Here is a 19945-nt window from a genome sequence, read left to right as displayed (position 1 = left end):
GCAGCGCAACACGATGGCACGGTGGCAATGGATGGCGGCAGGGGTGGCGTTGGCAACGGCAGTGGGCTTGGCTGCAACCTGGTGGGACACCCCGCTGAAATCGTTGGCCGGCCCCGCAGGCCCGGTGCCCACGCCCCTGGCCTGGACCGCGCAGATCGAGCCGCTGGCCGGCGATGGCCACCCCGGTGACCGCGACGGTGCGTCCGCGCAGGCCCGCTTCGCCGACCCGTATGCACTGCTGCGCGGCGCCGATGGCAACGTCTACTTCACCGATGCCGGTGACAACAACCGGATCCGCCGCCGCCTGCCCGATGGCCGTGTTGAAACCGTGGCCGGGCAGGGCGAGGGCCGCGTCGATGGCCCGGCGCTGCAGGCGAGCTTCAATACGCCCTCGGGCATTGCTGCCGATGCGCAGGGCAACCTGTACGTGGCCGACACCGGCAACCATGCGATCCGCCGCATCGGCACCGATGGCCAGGTGACCACGCTGGCCGGTGGCGAACAGGGCCATGCCGATGGTCCGGCTGCGCAGGCACGCTTCGATGCGCCGATGGGCATCGCAGTGGACGCGCAGGGCCAGGTCTACGTGGCCGACACCTTCAATGACCGCATCCGGGTGATCGGCACCGATGGCAGCGTGCGCACCCTGGCCGGTGGCGATCGACCCGGCTTTGCCGATGGCGTGGGTGGCGCCGCGCGTTTCGATACGCCGGTGGCGCTGGCCTTCGATGCACACGGTGCGCTGCTGGTGGCCGACCTGTTCAACAACGCGGTGCGCCGGGTGGGGGCCGATGGCACGGTCAGCACCGTGGTCGCCGCCGGTGGCGTGATCAATGGGCCGCTGTCACTGGCCACCACGCACGACGGCGTGCTGTACGTGGGTGACCTCGATGGCCGCATCGTGCAGGTGACGCCGCAGGGCCACCAGATCGCGCTGGTCGGCAACGGCCGCCTGCCGCGCCTGGCCCGCCCCAGTGGCCTGGCGATGGATGCCGATGGCAGCGTGCTGGTGGCCGACGCCGCCAGCTACCGCCTGCACCGCCTGCGCCCGTTGCCGGTGGGCGACCTGCCGGCGCCGGCATTGGTCGGCCCGGCCGCCGATGCCGCGTTGCCGAAGACCGGGGGCCGTTGGCCGCTGGCACCGCAGGACGGCTGGCACGAAGTGGTCGGCACCCTGGGCGAAGTACGCGGCAACTTCACCGGAGAGAGCCGCCACCACCTGCATGGCGGCTTCGACGTGCGCGGTGATGTGGGCCAGACCGTGCTGGCGATCGCCGAAGGCAAGATCAGCAGCCCGGTGGCCGCCTGGAACCTGGGTGAGCAGGCCGAAGGGCTGGCGGTGGATCGCCTCAAGTACATCCACATGCGGGTAGGCCGCACCCCGCGCGACGAACCCTACGATGCGCGCTGGCAGGCGCTGTATGACGAGCAGGGCAAGCTGGAGCGGATGCGCGTGCGTCGCGGCATGCGCATCCACGTCGGCGATCGCCTGGGCAGCATCAACAACCAGGCGCATGTGCACCTGGCGGTGGGTACCGGCGGCTTCGAGACCAACGCGGTGGCGCTGGGCTTCCAAGGCTACGCCGACCACTTCGCGCCGCGCATCACCGATGTAGCGTTGCTGGACGACAACGACCAGCCGATGGCCGCAGGCGGCGATGGCGTGGTGATGGTGGCGCGCCAGGGGCGCGGCGTGCAGATCGTGGTCGAGGCCTGGGACCAGGTGGACAACAACCTGCCGCGCCGTCGCCTGGGCATGTACCAGGTGGGCTACCAGATCCTCGATGCCGCTGGGCAGCCGCTGCAGGGCTACGAGCAGCCGCGCTGGAACATCGTGTTCAACCGCATGCCGCCGCAGAAGGAAGCGGTGCGGGTGGCCTACGCCCCCGACAGCGGCATCACCGTGCATGGCAGCGCGGTGACCCGTTTCCGCTACCTGGCCACCAACACCGTGCGTGACGGCCTGATGGAAACCGGGCGCTGGCAGCCGGCGGCGCTGCCGCCGGGCGAGTACACCGTGCGTGCCAGCGTGCGCGACTACAGCGGCAACGAAGGCGTCGGCCCGCGCGAGATCAGAGTACGGCTGCTGCCATAGCGGCAGCCGGGGCGCCGCAGCGCTCGCGCTCGGCGTCCATGTCTTCCAGCGGCCGCACCTCGATGCTGCCGAAGCGCGCCCAGGGGAAGTCGCGGGCGATGCGCATGGCTTCGTCGCGGTCGCGGGCGACGATCAGGTTGAAGCCGGCCAGCAGTTCGCGGGTTTCGGCGAACGGGCCATCGAGCACGCGGCTGTGGCCATCGCGCACGCGCAGGGTCTGCGCGGTGTCGACCGGCTGCAGCTTCTGCGCGGCCAGCAGCGTGCCTTCGGCCTGCAGCTTGTCGGCGTGGGCGAGGCAGTCGCGCATCAGCGCGTTGAATTCTTCGATGGGCAGGGCCTGCAGCAGGGCAGGCTCGATGTAGATCAGAAGCAGGTACTGCTGCATGGCACGGTCCTGGCGGGGGCGGGGTGCCCATGATGGCGCAGGATGGCGCGTGGGCATGTTGCAGCGCGGGAGGCGCGCCTTCGGCGGGGATCGGCGAACGGCGGAGCCCCTCCGTGGTGGGGTGGGTTGGTCGCTGAAAGCTGGGTTTCAGAGGGTGGGTCGGGCGGGTGGGATCGGCGGGGACGCCGTGAATCCGTCCTTGGAGGCTTAGCCGCGCCATCCATGGCGCGGATACCCCGCCAATCCCACCCGCCCGGCCCCTGACAGATTCCGGTCGCCGAACCACCACGGGAAATCAACAACAAGAGCGAAAGCGGGTCGCTTCGCTCGCAAAGCCGAGGTCGCCAGCCAACCACCGTTGCTGTTGCATTTGCCTTCTCTCTTGATCTTCCCGTGGTGGGTACCGGAGGCAGGAAACTGTCCAGGGCCGGGTGGGTAGGCGGGGCGGGGGTGTCCGCGGCATGGATGCCGCGGCCAAGCCCCCATGGATGGGTTTACGGCGTCCCCCGACCCGCCTACCCACCCGGCCAAACCCATGAACCCGAGCTTTCAGCGACCAACCCAAATCCACCACGGAGGGGCTCCGCCGTTCGCCGACCTCCGCCGAAGGCGCGCTTTCCGCGGAAGAAAAAATTTCCAACAGACGTGTCGATTCCCAGCCCCCTGGTTCGTTGTACCCAGTGAAGGGCACGCACCACGCGTCCCCACGGGAGACCACAATGAAAGTGATGGTGATCGTGAAGGCCAACGCCGACTCCGAAGCCGGCCGCATGCCCAGTGAACAGGAATTGTCCGAAATGGGCGCCTTCAACGAACAACTCGTGGCCGCCGGCATCATGCTGGCCGGTGAAGGCCTGCACGCCACCCAGCGCGGCCGCCGCATTCACTTCGGCGGCGCGGCACCGAAGGTCGAGGCCGGTCCGTTCGGTCCTGCCAGTGAACAGATCGCCGGCTTCTGGCTGTGGGAGGTGCGGTCGCTGGACGAGGCCGTCGAGTGGGCCAGCCGTGCGCCGTTCGGCAGTGGTGGCACCCTCGAACTGCGTCCCTTGATCTCCGCTGAAGACTTCGGCGAAGCCTTCACCCCCGAATTACAGCAGCAGGAACAGCGTCTGCGTGCACAGCTGGAAGGTTGATCCGATTCATCTCCCTGCCGGGCTCGACCCGGCGCTACCGCCCTGAACCACACCACGGAGTATTGCCATGAGATTGATTCCCTTCCTCGGCTTCAGCGGCCAGGCCCACGACGCGATGGCGTTCTACGCCAAGGCACTCGGTGGCCAGGTCACCTCGGAAATGAAGTACCGCGACATGCCGCCGTCCGATGGCATGCCCGGCTGCAACGAGATGCCGGCGCAGACCCTGGACCACGTTGCGCACAGCCAGCTGGAGATCGGCAACGCCATCATGATGGCGGCCGACGGCCCCGGCGGCGGCGAGGGTGGCTCGACCACCATCAATGTCGACGTCGACAGCATCGAAGAAGCCGAACGCGTGTTCGCCGCGCTGGCCGAGGGTGGCCAGGTGCAGATGCCGATCGCGGAAACGTTCTGGGCGCACCGCTGGGGCATGCTGATCGACCGCTACGGCAAGCCGTGGATGGTCAACTGCATGAAGCAGCCCTGATCCCTCTTCTTTTCATCCACAAGGAGCTTCACCGATGAGTGCACCGCAACCGCAGATGATCTTCGTCAACCTGCCCGTGCAGGATCTGAACGCGTCCAAGGCCTTCTTCGCCGCGTTGGGCTACAGCTTCAACCCGACCTTCACCAATGACGATGCGGCCTGCATGGTGATCAGCGAGAGCATCTTCCTGATGCTGCTGACCCAACCGTTCTTCAAGCAGTTCACCACCAAGCCGATCGCCGATGCACGCAGCCAGACCGAGGTGATCACCTGCCTGTCGGCCGACAGCCGCAAGGCGGTGGATGTGATGGTGGACAAGGCACTGGCGGCCGGCGCCAGCGAACCGCAGCCCGCGCGCGACTACGGTTTCATGTACCAGCGGGGCTTCCAGGATCTGGATGGGCACCTCTGGGAAATCGCGCACATGGACGGCGAGCCGGGCTGACGGCCGCCGCAGGGAGAACCCGCATGGCTTACGTGGATGCTTACGTGCTGCCGTGCCCGCAGGACAAGGTGGCGGCCTACCGCCGCCTTGCCCGCAAGGCCGGCGCGGTGTGGAAGGACCATGGCGCGCTGCAGTACATGGAATGCGTGGCCGACGATGTGGAACCGGGCAAGAGCACCTCGTTCCCGCGCGCGGTCAAGGCGAAGCCGGGCGAAACGGTGATCGTCGCCTTCGTGGTGTTCCGCTCGCGCGCGGCACGCGACCGCATCAACGCAAAGGTGATGGCCGACCCGCGGCTGGCGTCGCTGGGCCCGAAGGACATGCCGTTCGATACCCGGCGCATGTTCTGGGGCGGCTTCAAGCCGATTGTTGAAGCGTGAGCTGCGGCGCTTGTGCGGGCCGGGCGTGCGTGCTGTGATCGGCGCATGCTCGAGCCCGCACTGACGCAGCGTCTGGAAACCCTCTGGCGGATGGAGTCGCCAGTGCTGATCGCGCGCCTGGCGCGGCTGCTCGGTGGCGATGTCGGCCGTGCCGAGGAACTGGCCCAGGACACCTGGCTGGCCGCGCTGGAGCGTTGGCCGGAGCAGGGCATCCCGGACAACCCCGGAGCCTGGCTGATGACCACCGCGCGCAACCGTGCCATCGATGTGCTGCGCCAGCACCAGCGGGTGGCGCAGCAGCACGCGCAATGGGGCGAGGAACTGCATCCGGCGGCGCTGCCAGCACCCGATGACAGCCAGGCGTTGGAGGATGACCTGGGCGATGACCTGCTGCGGCTGATGTTCGTGGCCTGCCATCCCGTGCTGCCGGCCGATGCGCGCGTGGCACTCACCCTGCGCCTGCTTGGTGGCCTGACCACCATCGAGATCGCGCGTGCGTTCCTGCAGCCGGAGCCGACCATCGCCCAGCGCATCGTGCGCGCCAAGCGCACCCTGGCGCAGAAGCAGGTGCCCTATGAAGTGCCACGCGCGGAGGCAATGCCGGAGCGCCTGGCCTCGGTGCTGGAGGCGATCTATCTCGTGTTCAACGAAGGCTATGCGGCCAGTGCCGGTGATGACTGGATGCGCCCGGCGCTGTGCGAGGAAGCACTGCGGCTGGCCCGCATCCTGGCGCACCGGTTGCCGGTGCCGCCGGTGCTGGGCCTGCTGGCGTTGATGGAACTGCAGGCCTCGCGCGCAGCGGCGCGCGTGGATGCGCAGGGGGCACCGGTGCTGCTGGACCAGCAGAACCGCGCGCGTTGGGATTGGCTGCAGATCGGCCGCGGGCAGCAGGTGCTGGCGCGCGCGCTGGCCATCGGTGGCGACCAGGACCCCTATGTGCTGCAGGCGCGCATCGCGGCCTGCCATGCGGCTGCGCGTCGCGCTGATGCCACCGATTGGCCGCGCATTGCTGCGCTCTATACACAGCTGCTGCAGGTGCAACCTTCGCCGGTGGTGGCATTGAACCGGGTGGTGGCGATCCTGCGCAGCGATGGTGCCTTCGCCGCGTGGGCGCAGCTGCAGCCACTGCTGGTCGAGCCGCGCCTGCGCGACTACGCGCCGCTGCAGGTGGTGCGCGGCGAGCTGCTGCAGGCACTGGGACGGGAGCAGGACGCGCGCGATGCATTTGCCGAAGCCGCCCGGCTCAGCCAGAACCAGGCCGAGCGCGGACTGCTGCGGCAACGGGCGGGCCTGTCCCCCACGGAGTGAACCGACAAAGGCAGCACTTGTCGGCGGGCCCGTGAGCGGCTATGTTTCGCGCCCAGCGGACGCATGAGCGTCCGCGACCCGTGCGTATTGACCGAGGAGCGGTTGGATGTATTCAAGGACGAAGAGCGCATCGCGCGCTTTTGCGCGCCTGCTTGCCTGTGCCCTGTGCCTGGCCGTATGGCCGATGGCCGTGCAGGCCGCGGACAAATCGCAGCAGGCCTATTGGGCCGGTTTTGCCTATACCGCTGACGCTGCCGCCGTGCAGGCGACCACGCCGCATGCGCATGCGGTGCTGGAACGGCGTGGCCTGGTCCCGCTGAACCAGACGCTGGCGCAGTCGCTCAAGCGCCGTGCACCGGCGCACCTGGAGCTGATCGACCAGCCGGTGGCGATGCTCGACGGCACCACCAGCGCCACCGTGCTGGCCGCTGCGCTGGATCGCGAGCTGGTCTCGGTCGAACCGATCGGCGACCAGTACAAGGTGCTGGTGGAAGTGGCGCTGCAGGCGCTGTTCTTCGACTTCCGCGAGCGCCAGGTGATCGCCTCCTATCCGCTCACCCTGCAGCGCATCGACGTGCAGGACTACCGTCCGGACAACGACGATATCGACGCGATCGTCGCCGATTTGCTGTACGGCGGCGCCGATACCAGCCTGTCGCAGGTACTGGCGGCCAGCCTGGCGCAGGCCCGGCTGCCCGACGCCGCCATGCGTCGCCTGCAGGTGGGTGGGGTGACCCTGTCCGACGCGGTGCGCGCCAAGCTGCCCGACCCGAAGTGGGATGCGCCGCTGCGCGCCACCCTGGCCCATGAGCTGTCCAAGACGCTGTCGTCCAACACCGGCGTCGGCCTGCTGCCGCCGGCCTCGGGTCAGGCGATCGGTGGTGCGATGGCCGCCCGCTTTGCCGACGGCAAGGTCTACCAGCTGAAGATTCCCGAACCCGACTACGTCATCAACCTGCAGGTCGATGCACTGAAGAACGGTGTGATCGAGGAAACCCCGGCAATGAAGACGATGCTGTTCGGCGCCTTCTTCACCGCCAAGGTGACCGAACCGTTCTCGGGCAAGGTCTATTTCGAACAGCCGCTGCGCAAGGGTGCCACCAAGGTGGTGCCGGTGACGCAGTGGCAGGTCGACCAGTGGTCGGCCAGCTACGAAACCCTGCTGGCCGGCTTCGACGCCTTCGCCGGCGCCGCCGCCAAGCGTGCCGATTCGCGCGCCTGGCTGGACGAACAGAAGCCGGGCGGCCGCCCGTTGCAGCAGCAGACCCAAGCCCTCCAGGAGTTGATCAAGTCATGTCGTTGATGCGTACCATCCTGCTCATCCTCATCGCGCTGGTGGTGGCCTCGCCGGTCGCTGCGCAGACCGCGAGTTCGCGCGGTACCGGCTCGGCCAGCTACGGCCTGCGCCTGAGTGCCGACACCCGCGCCCAGGCCCTGAACAAGGCCAAGGTCAATGCCCTGGAGGCGTACATCGCCGAAACCGGTGCAGCCAAGCTGCGCCTGTTCGAAGCGCGCCGCGCCGAGTTCATCGGCGAGATCGACCGCTACGTGCTCAGTGCCGTGCAGCTGTCGGACACCGAAGACAAGAAGGCCAAGACCTACAGCGTCACCGTCCGCGCCGAGATCAACACCACCCTGCTGCAGACCAAGCTGGATGCGGGTTCGGCCGTGGCCGGTGCCACCGCCGCGCAGCGCTCGCTGCTGACCTTCCTGTTCATGGCGCGCTCGCAGGACACCGTGCAGTCGTTCCAGGACAAGGAATACCGCCGCGTCGACGCCAGCAGCAGCTACAGCGAGAACACCCGTGAAGGCGACAGCTTCCGCGGCAACTCGGTCAGCACCAACGGCAGCATCAACCAGAACGGTTCGGTGTCGGTCACCAGCGGCGGCAGCACCACCGCGCGTGCCGACAACATCACCTGGAAGGTGGCCAACGCCGCCGAGGTCAACACTGCGATGACCGGTGCCTTCAGTGCCGCCGGCTACGAAGTGGTTGAAGCCGAATACGTGGAAGGCGAGTCGCGCGGCCTGCTCAGCATCGAGCGCATCCGCAAGGACTTCAGCACCGGCAACGACCTGGCCCCGGCCACCCTGCGCGACACCGCCAACGGCATCCGTGCGGCCAACATTCCGTACATCGCCGTCGGCACCCTCGACGTCGGCATGCGTGACCGCGATCCGGCCAGTGGCAACACCCGCGTGTTCGTCACCGTCACCGGCAAGGTGCTGGACGTGACCGGCCGTTTCCCGCGCACGGTGTCCTCGGTCGGCCCGGTGCAGTTCTCCGGCACCGGCCCGAATGAAACCGTGGCCCGTACCAACGCCCTGCAGCTGGCTGCCGAGAAGGCCGCCCAGCAGATGATCAACGAACTGAACGTCAAGGCGGTCCGCTGATCCCTGGCCGTTCGCGCCGGGCCAGGCCCGGCGCTACCCCCGTGTTTCCACGCGCCGCACCGCGGCCGTCTCTCCCAAAGGACTCTCTCATGATCCGCAATACCGCTCTTGTCCTGGCCATCGCGGCCGCCACCCTGTCGATGCCGGCCCATGCGGGCCTGGGCAAGCTGAAGGACCTGACGGGTGCCTCCACCGGCGCCTCCAGCAGCACCTCCAGCGCCGCTGCCCCGAACGAAGCCGCGCAGGAAGCGCTGGTGCGTCGTTTCGTCAGCTCGCAGTCGCACTCGCTGCAGGCCCAGACCTCGTTCGCCCGTGCCTTCGGCCTGGCCGAGCAGGTGCAGCTGCTGGAAGCCGAGCGCCAGGCGCTGTCGTCGGGTTCGGTCAGCGTCGATGCGATGAAGAAGTCGGTGTCGGTCAGCGAAGCCGCCCAGGCCGCGATCGACGAGCGCCAGGCCGCGCAGCCGGAGCTGAACGCTGAATCCAAGCAGCACTACGCCGAAGGCCTGGTCTCGCTGCTGTCCTCGGCTGCCGAAGCGCAGAAGCTGGGTGGCGAAGCCAGCAACTTCACCGCCGGCATGAAGAACCTGGGCGCGACCCAGATGGCTACCGTTGGCCGCAAGCTGGCCGCCGGTGCATGGGTGGCCAAGGAATCGCCGGGCTTCATCCAGGGCCTGTACGGTTCGACCAAGTCGGCCGTGACCTTCGCCAAGAAGAGCAAGGTCAAGGTGCCGTCCAACGCCGACTCGATGCTGGGCCAGCTGGACAAGATGAACTGATCCGAGGCGAATCCCCATGCGTACGACCCCCCGTTTGATCGGCCTGGGCCTGGCTGCCGTGCTGCTTGCAGCCTGCGGCAAGCAGGACACCCCGGCCGCCGATGCGCCCACACCCGCCAAGGACAAGGCAACCAGTGCACTGGCCAGCAATGCGCCAGTGGAAGCAGCGCCCCTGCGTGGCACGCCGGATTTCGGCGGTACCACCCAGGTCGCGCGCGAGGCCGACGGCATCGGCAGCACCCCGGAACTGGCGGTGCTGGCGGCGCTGCAGTCGGCGGTGGCGCAGGTCAACGGCGTACGCGTGGCCAGCCAGATGCAGAGCCTGCGTGCAGGCCTGCATGTGGATGTGGATGACGAACACGTCGGCGATATCCGCGCCGACGCGTTCACCCAGCAGATGATCGCCGGCTCGCAGGGCGCGGTGCTGGGCTATGAAATCCTGTCGCAGGACGAAGTGCGGCAGCTGGACGAGGAGACCATCGCGCGCGTGCGCGCCAGCGATGAAGGCTGGAGCTTCAAGGGCTCGGCATCTGCCAGCGCTTCCGGCGAAGCCACGGCCAAGGGTGCCGGCGGCTCGGCCAGCGTCAAGGAAAGCTACGACGAGAAGGTCAGCGTCGATGCCAAGCGCGGCGCCAGCTCGTTCGATTCCGACGTGACCCACCGCAGCATGCGCAGCTACTGGAAGGTGCGCGTGCGTGCACAGATCGCCCAGTACCGCGCACCGGACGAGCAGGGCAAGCCCAAGATCGTGGTCGCGCTGCCGCGTACCAAGGCCGGCAGCTATGCCGTGGGCGATGGTCGCGTGAGTGCCGATGAAGTGGCCGACGCGATCCGAGCGCGCCTGTCCGACACGCTGACCCAGACCCAGCGTTTCATCGTGCTGGACCGCGAGTTCGGCGACGAACTGCAGGCCGAGATCGACCACATCAACAGCGGCAACGTACGCCTGCAGGACACCGCGCGCGTCGGCCAGCAGCTGGCGACCGACCTGATCCTGATCCCGACCATCGAACGCTTCGAGTACCCGCGCAGCGTGCGCAACCTGCGCATGTCCGACCGCCAGGTGACCTCGTACTCCGGTGGCGGCCGCATCACCCTGCGTTTGATCAACGCCACCACCGGCCAGGTGGTGATGTCCGACAGCTTCGATCACCAGCTGGCCTCGACCGGCCCGAGCACCCTGCCGCGCGTGGTCAACGGCCGCAACATGGCCGCAGCGATGATGGAATCGCTGTCCGGCCAGATTGGTACCACCATCGTCACCACGCTGTTCCCGGTGTCGGTGGTGTCGGTGGACGGTGACCAGGTGGTGCTGAGCCAGGGGGGCGAAACCCTGCAGGCCGGCCAGCGCTGGCAGGCCGTGCGCCTGGGCGAGGAACTGAAGGACCCGCAGACCGGCCGCTCGCTGGGCCGCAGTGAACACCCATGCTGCACCATCCGCATCGACCGCGTTGCTGCACAGACCTCGTACGGCACCATTGAAGACGGCGTCGACGCGATGCGCGGCGGCTTCCGTCCGGGCCAGATCGAACTGCGCCAGAAGCTGGGCAGCAAGCCGGCTGCCGCCGCTGCTGGCGCAACGGCCTCGGCTGCACCGGCCGCCGCCGCGCGCCCGGCGGCCAAGCCGAAGCCCAAGCCCGCCGCCCCCGCCGAAGACCCGAACTGGTAACAGGCTCAAGCAACACACCGATGGGGTCAGATCCCTTTCCCGCCGGGAAAGGGCTCTGACCCCTTCTTGTTTCCGTTCGTGTCGACCAAGGTCGACACCTACCAACAGCAGCGGGAACCTGTCGAAGGCGGGGTGGGTCCGGTTGCGGGAGTGTCCGCGGCGTGGATGCCGCGGCCAAGCCCCCATGGGTGAGGGTGCTTTGCTTGCGAAGCACTGCTTCGCAAGCGCCCGAACGCACAGCCGCCAGCGGCTGGGCCGGACCGCGGAGCGGGGTTTACGGCGTCTCCCGCAACCGGACCCACCCCGCCATCCCACGGAATACCGCTGTTGCTTCGGCTATTGCTGTTGCCCTGGCTTCGGCAGGTGCAGGGCGCAGCCCTGCCGAACCCCTTACACTCCAGAAGGATTTCCCTGCTGGAGAGAGCAATGAAACGAGTGGTACTGGGCGTGCTGGCCCTGTCGGTGTCGAGCGCACTGATGGCGGCCACCCCGAAATTCGATGGCGCGCGGATCTCCGCCGACGTCAAGGAACTGGCCTCCGACGCCTACGAAGGCCGCTCGCCGGCCACCGCCGGCGAAGAGAAGACCATCGCCTATCTCAGCAAGCAGTTCGCCGACGCCGGCCTGCAGCCGGGCGGCGACCTCAAGGACGGCAAGCGCCTGTGGACCCAGGCCGTGCCGCTGCGCAAGGGCGACATCGTCGGCGCACCGCAGTTGGCGCTGCACCAGGGCGGCAAGACCGTTGCGCTGGAGCAGGGCAAGCAGATCGCCGTGCGTGCCGCCATGAACGGCGCCAGCAACGTCGACATCAGCAAGGCCCCGCTGGTGTTCCTCGGCTACGGCGTGAAGGCCCCGGAGCGCAACTGGGACGACTTCAAGGGCGTGGACCTGAAGGGCAAGATCGCTGTCGTGCTGATCAACGATCCGGACTTCGAAACCGGACAGGGTGATTTCGACGGCAAGGGCATGACCTACTACGGCCGTTGGACCTACAAGTACGAGGAAGGCGCCCGCCAGGGTGCGCTGGGCGTGCTGATCGTGCACGAGACCGCGCCGGCGTCGTATGGCTGGGCCACCGTGGCCGGTTCCAACACCAACACCATGTTCGACGTGGTACGCGACAACCCGGCCGAGAGCCATCCGCTGCTGGAAGGCTGGATCCAGCGCGACCTGGCGGTGGAGCTGTTCCGCTCCGCCGGGCAGGACTTCGAGGCGCTGAAGAAGAAGGCGCAGCAGCGCGACTTCACCCCGGTGCCGCTGACCGGTGCCAGCCTGGACGCGAAGTACGCGGTGAAGACCGAAGTGATCACCTCGCACAACGTGGCCGCACGCCTGGAAGGCAGCCGCCACCCGGACGAGACGATCATCTACAGCGCGCACTGGGACCACATCGGCGTGGGCGAGCCGGACGCGCGCGGTGACCGCATCTTCAACGGCGCACTGGACAATGCCAGCGGTACTGCCTCGCTGATCGAACTGGCCCGTGGCTTCGCCAAGGAAAAGCGCCCGCAGCGCTCGTTGCTGTTCCTGGCGGTCACCGCCGAGGAGAAGGGCCTGCTGGGTTCGGAGTACTACGCCACCCACCCGCTGTACCCGCTGGAAAAGACCGTGGCGGTGATCAACATGGATGGCATGGCGCCATTCGGCCCGTCGCGTGACTTCGGCATCTACGGTGCCGCGCGCTTCGAGCTGCTGGACCAGCTGAAGGACGTGGCCAAGGGCTGGGATATCCGCTACACGCCGGACCCGAAGCCGGAAGCGGGCCTGTTCTTCCGCTCCGACCACTTCCCGTTCGCCAAGCGTGGCGTGCCGGCGCTGTCCTGGTCAGCCGGCCAGGACTGGGTGGACGGTGGCGTGGCCGCAGGCAAGAAGGCCTCCGAGGACTACACCGCCAAGCGCTACCACCAGCAGGGCGACGAGTGGCAGCCGGACTGGGTGTTCGCCGGTGCCGCCCGCGACCTGGAAGTGCTGTACACGCTGGGCAACCAGCTGGCCAACTCGCGCAGCTGGCCGAACTGGAGCAAGGACGAGTCGTTCCGCGCCGTGCGTGACGCTAGCGCCGACCAGCGCAGGTAAGGGCGCTCGGTAGTGCCGGCCGCTGGCCGGCAACCTTGTGATGCTTGCGGAGGTCATGGGGAGCCGGCCAGCGGCCGGCTCTACCAGAATGGCTTCCATCCCCACTTTCCCGGCCTTCGTCGCAGCCCGCTTGCTTGCCCGGCGGGCCGCCCTATGCTCGGCTCACCCCCTTCCTCCAAGGCGCCGCCGTGTTCGCCAGCCTCTCTCTCCTGATCCGCCACCTGCTGGCCTGGGCTGCCGCGCTGGTTGTCGCCGGCATGGTCTGGAGCGGCATCTTCAGCGGCATGAACGATGGCCCCGGCTGGGTCTTCGGCCTGCTGGCGATGTTCCTGATGATCTCCGCGCTGGGCAGCGCGATCACCCATGTACGACGGGTCTGGCTGGTCGCCGGACGGCTGGATTCGACCACGCTGTCCGGGCGCCAGCGCCGCCAGGTGGAACTGCCGATGGATGCCGGCCAGGCCTACGCCGTGGTGGAAGCGGCAATCGCCGAACTGCCGCGCGTCGAGGATGTGGAAAGCTCGGCCGGCAGCCTGCAGGTGCGCGCCTATGTTCGCCGCGTCGACCTCTGGAACGGCCGCCAGCCGTCGCGCTGGAACCTGCCGGCGCGGCTGGCGATCAAGCGCAACAGCGTGCTGGCCACGGTCACGCCGGGGCAGGGCACCAGCACCGTCACCCTGCTGTTCGAACCCGATGCCGGCTGGTGGGCCGACCTGCTGGCGCTGGACGAAGGCAGCAACTACGAAAACGCCGAAGCGGTCACCCGCGCGATCAGCCGCCGCGTTGCCGACCAGCGCCGTGACGAGCAGGCCGCCGCCGAACAGACCCAGGTGGAAAAGGAGCTGTCGGTGGCGCGCTTGAACCTGCTGCACGCGCAGGTGGAGCCGCACTTCCTCTACAACACGCTGGCCAATGCGCAGGTGCTGACCCGCACCGACCCGGCGCGTGCCGAGCAGATGCTCGGCCACCTCATCCAGTACCTGCGCAGCTCGTTGCCGCAGGTGGACGAATCGGTATCCACGCTGGGCGTGGAGCTGGACCGCACCCGCGCCTACCTGGAAATCCTGCGCATCCGCATGGGCGCACGCCTCGCGGTGGCAGTGCAGGTGCCGAACGAACTGCACGGCGTGCACCTGCCGGCGATGGCACTGCAGACGCTGGTGGAAAACGCGATCAAGCACGGCCTGGAACCCAAGCCCGGCGGTGGCACGATCTGGATCCTGGCGCGCGGCTTCGATGACCACGTGACCGTGACCGTGGCCGACGATGGGCTCGGCTTCGGCCAGGGCACCAGCGGAACCGGCATCGGCCTGAAGAACCTGCGCGAACGCCTGCGCCTGACCTGCGGCGAGCAGGCCGGCGTGGCAATCGTTGCCAACTTTCCCAGCGGCGTGGCCGCGACCATGACCCTGCCGCAGTCGCACAAGGAGCGCAGCCATGCCGCTTGAAGCCCTGATCGCCGAAGACGAAGAACTGCTGCGGCAGTCACTGGTGGAGCAGCTGGGCCGGCTGTGGCCGGACCTCAAACTGGTGGCCGAGTGCGAGGACGGTGCCAGCGCGCTGGAGCAGCTGGCCGAGAAACAGCCGGACATCGCCTTCCTCGACATCCGCATGCCCGGCATCAGCGGCATCGAGGTCGCGCGCTCGCTGTCCGAACTGAGCCCGCGCACCCAGGTGGTGTTCGTCACCGCCTACGACCAGTACGCCATCGATGCGTTCGAGCAGGGCGCAATGGATTACCTGTTGAAGCCGGTCAGCGACGAGCGCCTGCTGGCCACCCGCGAGCGCATCCTGTCGCGGCTGCCATCAACGCGCCAGGACGATGCCGTGCTGGAGCGCCTGCTGCAGCGGCTGGGCCCATCGCAGGGCGCAGCGGAGCGTCCGCCGCTGGCCTGGATCACCGCCAGCAACGGCCGCGAGACGCAGCTGATCATGCTGGAAGACGTGGCCTACTTCCGCGCCGACAACAAATACACCACCGTGGTCACCGCCGCCGGCGAAAGCCTGCTGCGCACACCGCTGCGTGAGCTGCTGGAAGTGCTCGATCCGCAGCACTTCCGCCAGATCCATCGCTCCACCATCGTCAACATGAAGGCGGTGGCGGCGGTGAGCCGCGACGATACCGGGCGCGGCGTGCTGCGCCTGCGCGGGCGCACGGAAACACTGGTGGTCAGCCAGCCGTTCATGAGCCTGTTCCGCGGCATGTAGCCGCAGCAGCATCGCCCTTGCACCGAGGAACGAACATGCCCCGACTGTTGATTGCGTGCGTCGTCGTGCTGGCGCTGGCCGGCTGCGAAAAATCCCGCAACACCTCGATCACCCGCACCCAGGCCAACGGCGTGGATACGCTGTACAGCAAGGGCACCGTCGTCGATGGCGAGGCACGCTTCCAGTGCATTGCCAGCAGCAGTGGCGCCTGCCACTACCTGGTGCTTGATCCGGCCTGCAGCCCTGACGCCGCGTGTGCCACGCCGCCGCTGCGCCGGTTCGCGGTGGCAGTGGGAAAGACCGAGGCCATGCGTGGCCTGCCCAACGGCTTCCGCCAGTGCGTCAGCCAGGACCCGATAGAACAATGCCACCGTGAGTGATCACGGTGGCATTGTGGGTCCCCCCGCTTCCCTGAAGGGTCAGTAGGCAGGTTGCAGCGTCAGGTCATGGTGGTGTTCGGTCTCGCCCACATGGTTGAGGCGGCCGACCAGTTCGGAGTGCTGCTTCATGCGCCCGATCTCGGTCATGATGCGGATGTCTTCATGGCGCAGTTCGCGCTTGGCAGTGACCGCCTGCTTGTAGTCCAGCACTTCCGGGTAGTGCTCGGCCAGGTCCAGCGCCTCGGCCACGTGCTCGACGCTGTCAGCCTTGGAACTGATGCGGGCGCGGCTGTTGAAGGCCTTCATCCAGCGCTCGAAACCGGCGGTACGGTCGAACATGTTGGCCATGAACCAGATCACGAACAGGATCGAGATCCACGAACCGAACACCACGACCACGCGGGTGAAGGTGATGTGGTAATCGTCGCGCCACAGGTAGTTGGTGATCAGGCCGAGGATCAGCAGCGAGGCCGCCTGCCAGCCGACGATCGAGGCGATCAGCCATTGGCACTTGGCCTGGGCCAGCACAGCCACTTCATCGCGGATCTGCTGCTCGCTGAGGCTGCGCCAGTGCGCGACCTGTTTTTCGAACGGGCTGCTGTAGAGCTCGTTGTCGCGAAGCAGTAGTCCCAAACCCTTGAACAAAGCAATCATGGCTGGCTCCTTGTGGAACGTGCGTCGATCAGCGTTGGACGGTGTGGCGGGTTCAGTTCTAGCACTTCCAGCGAGCCGTGCAATGGGCGCAATGCCAAGCGGCGTAAGGGTTTTGTCTGAATGGGTGAATCTTGGTGCGGCGCAGCATCGTGGTCGCAGCCTGCGACAGGATGTCGCAGGGTGAAACGTGCTGCGGCTGCACATGGAACCGTGGCTGAGCGCGGAGACTCGCCGCCGCCGTCGTGATCGCCCAGAATCGGGGGCGACCGCGCAACCTGCGGCCGTTCTTCCGCCTTTCCTGGACCTGCGATGCCGGCTCTGCTGCAGCGACTCTCCCGCCCCGTCACCGCGCCGATCCGGCGCTGGGTACTGGAGGCCTTTCCACGTGGCCAGAGCGGCATCGACTACGACCATCCGCAGGGCGACCCGGGCTGGTTTGGCCCGGACAGCGTCACCTGGCGGCTGCACGCCGAATTCCCCTCGATGCTGGCCGGTGGCTTGTGCGCGCTGATGCTGCAGACCCTGCACCCACGCGCGCTGGCCGGGGTCTACGACCACTCCAATTTCCGCCAGGACCTGGTGGGTCGCCTGCGCCGCACCACGGCCTTCGTTGCCGGCACCAGCTATGCGCCCAGCGGCGAGGTGGAGGCGCTGGTGGCCAAGGTGCGCCGCATCCATGCGCAGATCCGCGGGCAGACCGCGCAGGGCGAACCCTACGCCGCCGATGATCCGCAGCTGCTGACCTGGGTGCATGTGACCGAGGCGTTCGGGTTCCTGCAGGGCTTCCGCCGCTACGGACGCGAGGTGCCGGCGCACATCGCCGATCGCTACTACGACGAATACCGCTGCGTGGCCGAGGCGCTGGGCGCGGTGGACGTGCCGCGCAGCGAAGCGGAAGTGGCGGCGTACTTCTGTGCGCGGCAGCCGGAGCTGCGCGTCGACGAACGCTCGCGCGAGGTGCTGGAGGTGCTGTCCGGGGTGCGCCTGCCGGTACCGGTGCCGGGGCTGTCGCGCGAAGTGTTCCTGGGTGCGGGCGCGGCACTGCTGCCGGACTGGGCCGAAGGCATGCTTGAACGCAGTGCGCGCCAGCGCGCGCAGGCGGCGGCGTCGGCGAAGCTGATGCAGGGCATGGCGCCGCTGTTCCGCCGCGCGCTACCCGATGGCCTGGCCAGCCGCGCCTGCGCGCGCATGGGCGTGCCGGTGGCGGTGTTGCGCGAGTGGCCCACGGTTGCCCGGTAGGTGCCAACCTTGGTTGGCACGCGTTGCGCGTAAGGCTTCATCCACGCATGGCGTGGATCTACTACTACCAATGCGTACCTGTCCGGGAAGGTCAGCAGATCCACGCCATGCGTGGATGCCTGAAGCCTGCCAACCAAGGTTGACGGCTACCCGGAAATGAAACGGGCGCCTTGCGGCGCCCGTTCCGGTTACATCACCACACCTTGACCCGCTTGTCCGGGGCCAGGTACAGCTTCTGGCCTTCCTTCACTTCGAACGCCGGGTACCAGGCGTCGATGTTGCGCACGGTCAATGCGCGGAACTGGCCCGGTGCATGCACATCGGTCAGCAGCGAATTGCGCAGCGCCTGCTCGCGGCTCTTGCTGCGCCACGCCTGGGCGAAGCCGAGGAAGAAGCGCTGGTCCGGGGTGAAGCCTTCCAGGGTCTGGCCCGGCTTGCCCTGCAGCGACAGCTGGTAAGCGTCGTAGGCGGTACCCAGGCCGGCCACGTCGGCGATGTTCTCGCCCAGGGTCAGCTTGCCGTTCACGTGCACGCCGGGGAACGGCTCGTAGCTGCTGAACTGCGCGGCCAGCGCATCACCGGCAGCATTGAACTGCTTCAGGTCCTCGGCGGTCCACCAGTTGTGCAGCTTGCCGGTCTCGTCGAACAGGGCGCCGGCGTTGTCGAAGCCGTGGCTGATCTCGTGGCCGATCACCGCGCCGATCGCACCGTAGTTCACCGCGTCGTCGGCCGCACCGTCGAAGAACGGCGGCTGCAGGATCGCAGCCGGGAACACCAGGCGGTTTTCCAGCGGCACGTTCATCGCATTGATGGTCTGCGGCAGCATCGCCCACTCGCTGTGGTCGACCGGCTTGCCCAGCTTGGCGATGTTGCGCTGATACTCGAACAGCTCGGCGCGCTGTGCATTGCCCAGCGGATCATCACGGCGGATCTCAAGGCCGGTGTAGTCGCGCCACTTTTCCGGATAGCCCATGCCCACGGTCAGGCCGTTGACCTTGGCCTTGGCATGCGCCTTGGTCTGCGGCGACATCCACGACAGTGCATCGATGCGCTTGGCGAAGGCGGCGATGATGTTCTTCGCCATTTCGTCCGCACGCTCCTTGGTCTTCGCGTCGAAGTGCTTCTCGACGTAGCGCTTGCCGATCGCTTCACCGACCGCATGGTTGGCATCGTCCACCGCGCGCTTCCAGCGGTCGCTCTGCTGCGGCGTGCCGCTCAGCGCGGTGCCGTGGAAGGCGAAGCGGGCATCGGCGAACTTCTTCGGCAGGTAGGCGGCGGCACGATCCAGCGCGTGGAAGGCCAGGTAGTCCTTCCAGGCGTCCAGCGGCTCGGTGGCGACCAGCCTGGACAGGCCGGCCACGGCCTTGGGCTGCCACACGATGAAGTCCTGCTGGTTGCCCAGCGCGGCCGCGTCGAGGAAAGCGTTCCAGTCCATGCCCGGCGCCTTGGCGGCGAAATCGGCCTGGGTCCAGGGATTGGCACCCTTGGTCACGTCGTTGGTTTCTTCCTGGGTGGCGTGCGCCTGCGCGATCTTCGTTTCCAGCGCCAGGATGCGCTGCGCCTTGCCGGCCGGGTCGGCGACGCCGGCCAGCTGCAGCATCTGCGCGATGTAGGCCTGGTACTGCTTGCGCAGTTCGGCCATGCGGCCATCGCCCAGGTAGAAATCACGATCGGGCATGCCCAGGCCGCCCTGCACCAGGTACGGCGCGGTGCGGTCGGGCTGCAGCATGTCCACCGACACCCACAGGCCGAACAGGCGGTCGGTGTAGAAGTTGGTGGCGTTGAGCAGGTCGACGTCGGCGCGCAGGTCGCCACCCAGGGCACGGGCCAGCCCGGCCTTGTCGGCGATCGCATCGATGGCCTTCAGCTGCGGCTGCACCGGCGCAAGACCGTGCTGCTCGATGCCGGCTTCGTCCATGTAGGCGGCGTAGTAATCGCCGATCAGCTTGTCGTCATCGCTGGCCTGGGTATTGCCGGCGGCGCCTTCAAGGATCGCGCGGGTATCGGCCAGGGTCTTCTCGGCGATGACGTTGAAGCTGCCGAAGCGCGAACGGTCGGCCGGAATCTCGGTGTTCTTCACCCAGGTGCCGTTGGCGAAGCCGAAGAAATCATCGCCGGCGGCGATGCTGCGGTCCATGCCGCTGGCATCGAAGCCGAAACTGCCCAGCATCGGCTTGGCCGCAGCGGGGGCGGCATCGGCCGGCGCGGTGGCACCGGCGGCCGGGTCGGCCGGGCGGTCACAGGCGGCCAGGGACAGGCTGGCAACGATGGCCAGCGCCAGGGTGGGACGGCGCAGCTTGGACATGGACTTCT

At 67.8% G+C, this 19945-nt stretch carries 18 protein-coding genes; 15 read left to right on the top strand and 3 right to left on the bottom strand.

Features of this window, described 5'->3' with window-relative positions:
* The first annotated feature begins 13 nt into the window (after window positions 1–13).
* Window positions 14–2095: an NHL repeat-containing protein gene (locus BKE09_RS08860; RefSeq protein ID WP_075675491.1), complete on the top strand. Its 2082-nt coding sequence runs from the start codon at window positions 14–16 to the stop codon at window positions 2093–2095.
* Here the strand turns inward: BKE09_RS08860 and BKE09_RS08855 are convergent.
* Entirely contained in the window at window positions 2073–2480 is a 408-nt protein-coding gene (locus tag BKE09_RS08855) for a YciI family protein (protein ID WP_053442461.1), read from the bottom strand. The two genes, BKE09_RS08860 and BKE09_RS08855, sit on opposite strands and share 23 nt — an antisense overlap.
* A gap of 719 nt (window positions 2481–3199) precedes the next feature.
* Here BKE09_RS08855 and BKE09_RS08850 point away from each other — a divergent pair.
* The 13 genes from BKE09_RS08850 to BKE09_RS08790 all read left to right on the top strand — a co-directional run bounded on the left by BKE09_RS08850 (window position 3200) and on the right by BKE09_RS08790 (window position 15739).
* Window positions 3200–3613: a YciI family protein gene (locus BKE09_RS08850; protein ID WP_075675490.1), complete on the top strand. Its 414-nt coding sequence runs from the start codon at window positions 3200–3202 to the stop codon at window positions 3611–3613.
* Between the two features lie 67 nt (window positions 3614–3680).
* A complete protein-coding gene (locus BKE09_RS08845) occupies window positions 3681–4103 on the top strand; it encodes a VOC family protein (RefSeq protein WP_075675489.1) in 423 nt (140 codons plus the stop codon).
* Between the two features lie 34 nt (window positions 4104–4137).
* A complete protein-coding gene (locus tag BKE09_RS08840; protein WP_075675488.1) occupies window positions 4138–4548 on the top strand; it encodes a VOC family protein in 411 nt (136 codons plus the stop codon).
* Window positions 4549–4571: 23 nt separating this feature from the next.
* Complete coding sequence (locus tag BKE09_RS08835) at window positions 4572–4928, top strand: DUF1428 domain-containing protein (RefSeq protein ID WP_014645774.1); 357 nt, start codon at window positions 4572–4574, stop codon at window positions 4926–4928.
* A gap of 45 nt (window positions 4929–4973) precedes the next feature.
* Window positions 4974–6236, top strand: coding sequence for a sigma-70 family RNA polymerase sigma factor (locus tag BKE09_RS08830; protein ID WP_075675487.1), 1263 nt, complete (start codon window positions 4974–4976; stop codon window positions 6234–6236).
* A gap of 106 nt (window positions 6237–6342) precedes the next feature.
* The gene (locus BKE09_RS08825; protein ID WP_075675486.1) at window positions 6343–7539 is read left to right on the top strand and encodes a hypothetical protein; all 1197 of its coding nucleotides are present in this window, start codon (window positions 6343–6345) and stop codon (window positions 7537–7539) included.
* On the top strand, window positions 7530–8630 hold the full coding sequence (locus BKE09_RS08820; RefSeq protein ID WP_014035818.1) for a hypothetical protein: 1101 nt from the start codon (window positions 7530–7532) through the stop codon (window positions 8628–8630). Before BKE09_RS08825 ends, BKE09_RS08820 begins: the two co-directional genes overlap by 10 nt.
* A gap of 89 nt (window positions 8631–8719) precedes the next feature.
* Entirely contained in the window at window positions 8720–9406 is a 687-nt protein-coding gene (locus BKE09_RS08815) for a hypothetical protein (RefSeq protein WP_075675485.1), read from the top strand.
* A 16-nt stretch (window positions 9407–9422) separates the two neighbouring features.
* Window positions 9423–11075, top strand: coding sequence for a CsgG/HfaB family protein (locus BKE09_RS08810; RefSeq protein WP_075675484.1), 1653 nt, complete (start codon window positions 9423–9425; stop codon window positions 11073–11075).
* A gap of 426 nt (window positions 11076–11501) precedes the next feature.
* Window positions 11502–13151, top strand: coding sequence for a M28 family metallopeptidase (locus BKE09_RS08805; RefSeq protein ID WP_075675483.1), 1650 nt, complete (start codon window positions 11502–11504; stop codon window positions 13149–13151).
* A gap of 188 nt (window positions 13152–13339) precedes the next feature.
* A complete protein-coding gene (locus BKE09_RS08800; RefSeq protein WP_075675482.1) occupies window positions 13340–14599 on the top strand; it encodes a histidine kinase in 1260 nt (419 codons plus the stop codon).
* Window positions 14589–15359: a LytTR family DNA-binding domain-containing protein gene (locus BKE09_RS08795; protein ID WP_075675481.1), complete on the top strand. Its 771-nt coding sequence runs from the start codon at window positions 14589–14591 to the stop codon at window positions 15357–15359. Before BKE09_RS08800 ends, BKE09_RS08795 begins: the two co-directional genes overlap by 11 nt.
* Before the next feature lie 35 nt (window positions 15360–15394).
* Window positions 15395–15739: a hypothetical protein gene (locus BKE09_RS08790; RefSeq protein ID WP_014035824.1), complete on the top strand. Its 345-nt coding sequence runs from the start codon at window positions 15395–15397 to the stop codon at window positions 15737–15739.
* A 39-nt stretch (window positions 15740–15778) separates the two neighbouring features.
* On the opposite strand, the gene BKE09_RS08785 is transcribed toward BKE09_RS08790, so the two are convergent.
* Window positions 15779–16393 (bottom strand): hypothetical protein, encoded by a 615-nt coding sequence (locus BKE09_RS08785; protein WP_014035825.1) that lies wholly within the window; start codon window positions 16391–16393, stop codon window positions 15779–15781.
* Window positions 16394–16702: 309 nt separating this feature from the next.
* Here BKE09_RS08785 and BKE09_RS08780 point away from each other — a divergent pair, with 309 nt between their 5' ends.
* Complete coding sequence (locus BKE09_RS08780) at window positions 16703–17632, top strand: oxygenase MpaB family protein (RefSeq protein WP_014035826.1); 930 nt, start codon at window positions 16703–16705, stop codon at window positions 17630–17632.
* A gap of 193 nt (window positions 17633–17825) precedes the next feature.
* Here the strand turns inward: BKE09_RS08780 and BKE09_RS08775 are convergent, their stop codons facing one another.
* Window positions 17826–19937, bottom strand: coding sequence for a M13 family metallopeptidase (locus BKE09_RS08775; protein WP_075675480.1), 2112 nt, complete (start codon window positions 19935–19937; stop codon window positions 17826–17828).
* Window positions 19938–19945 lie beyond the last annotated feature (8 nt).

The organism is Stenotrophomonas sp. TD3 (assembly GCF_001939825.1).
Lineage (GTDB): Bacteria > Pseudomonadota > Gammaproteobacteria > Xanthomonadales > Xanthomonadaceae > Stenotrophomonas.
Note: the sequence above shows the minus strand (reverse complement) of the source record. Positions and strands in the feature narration are given on the sequence as shown.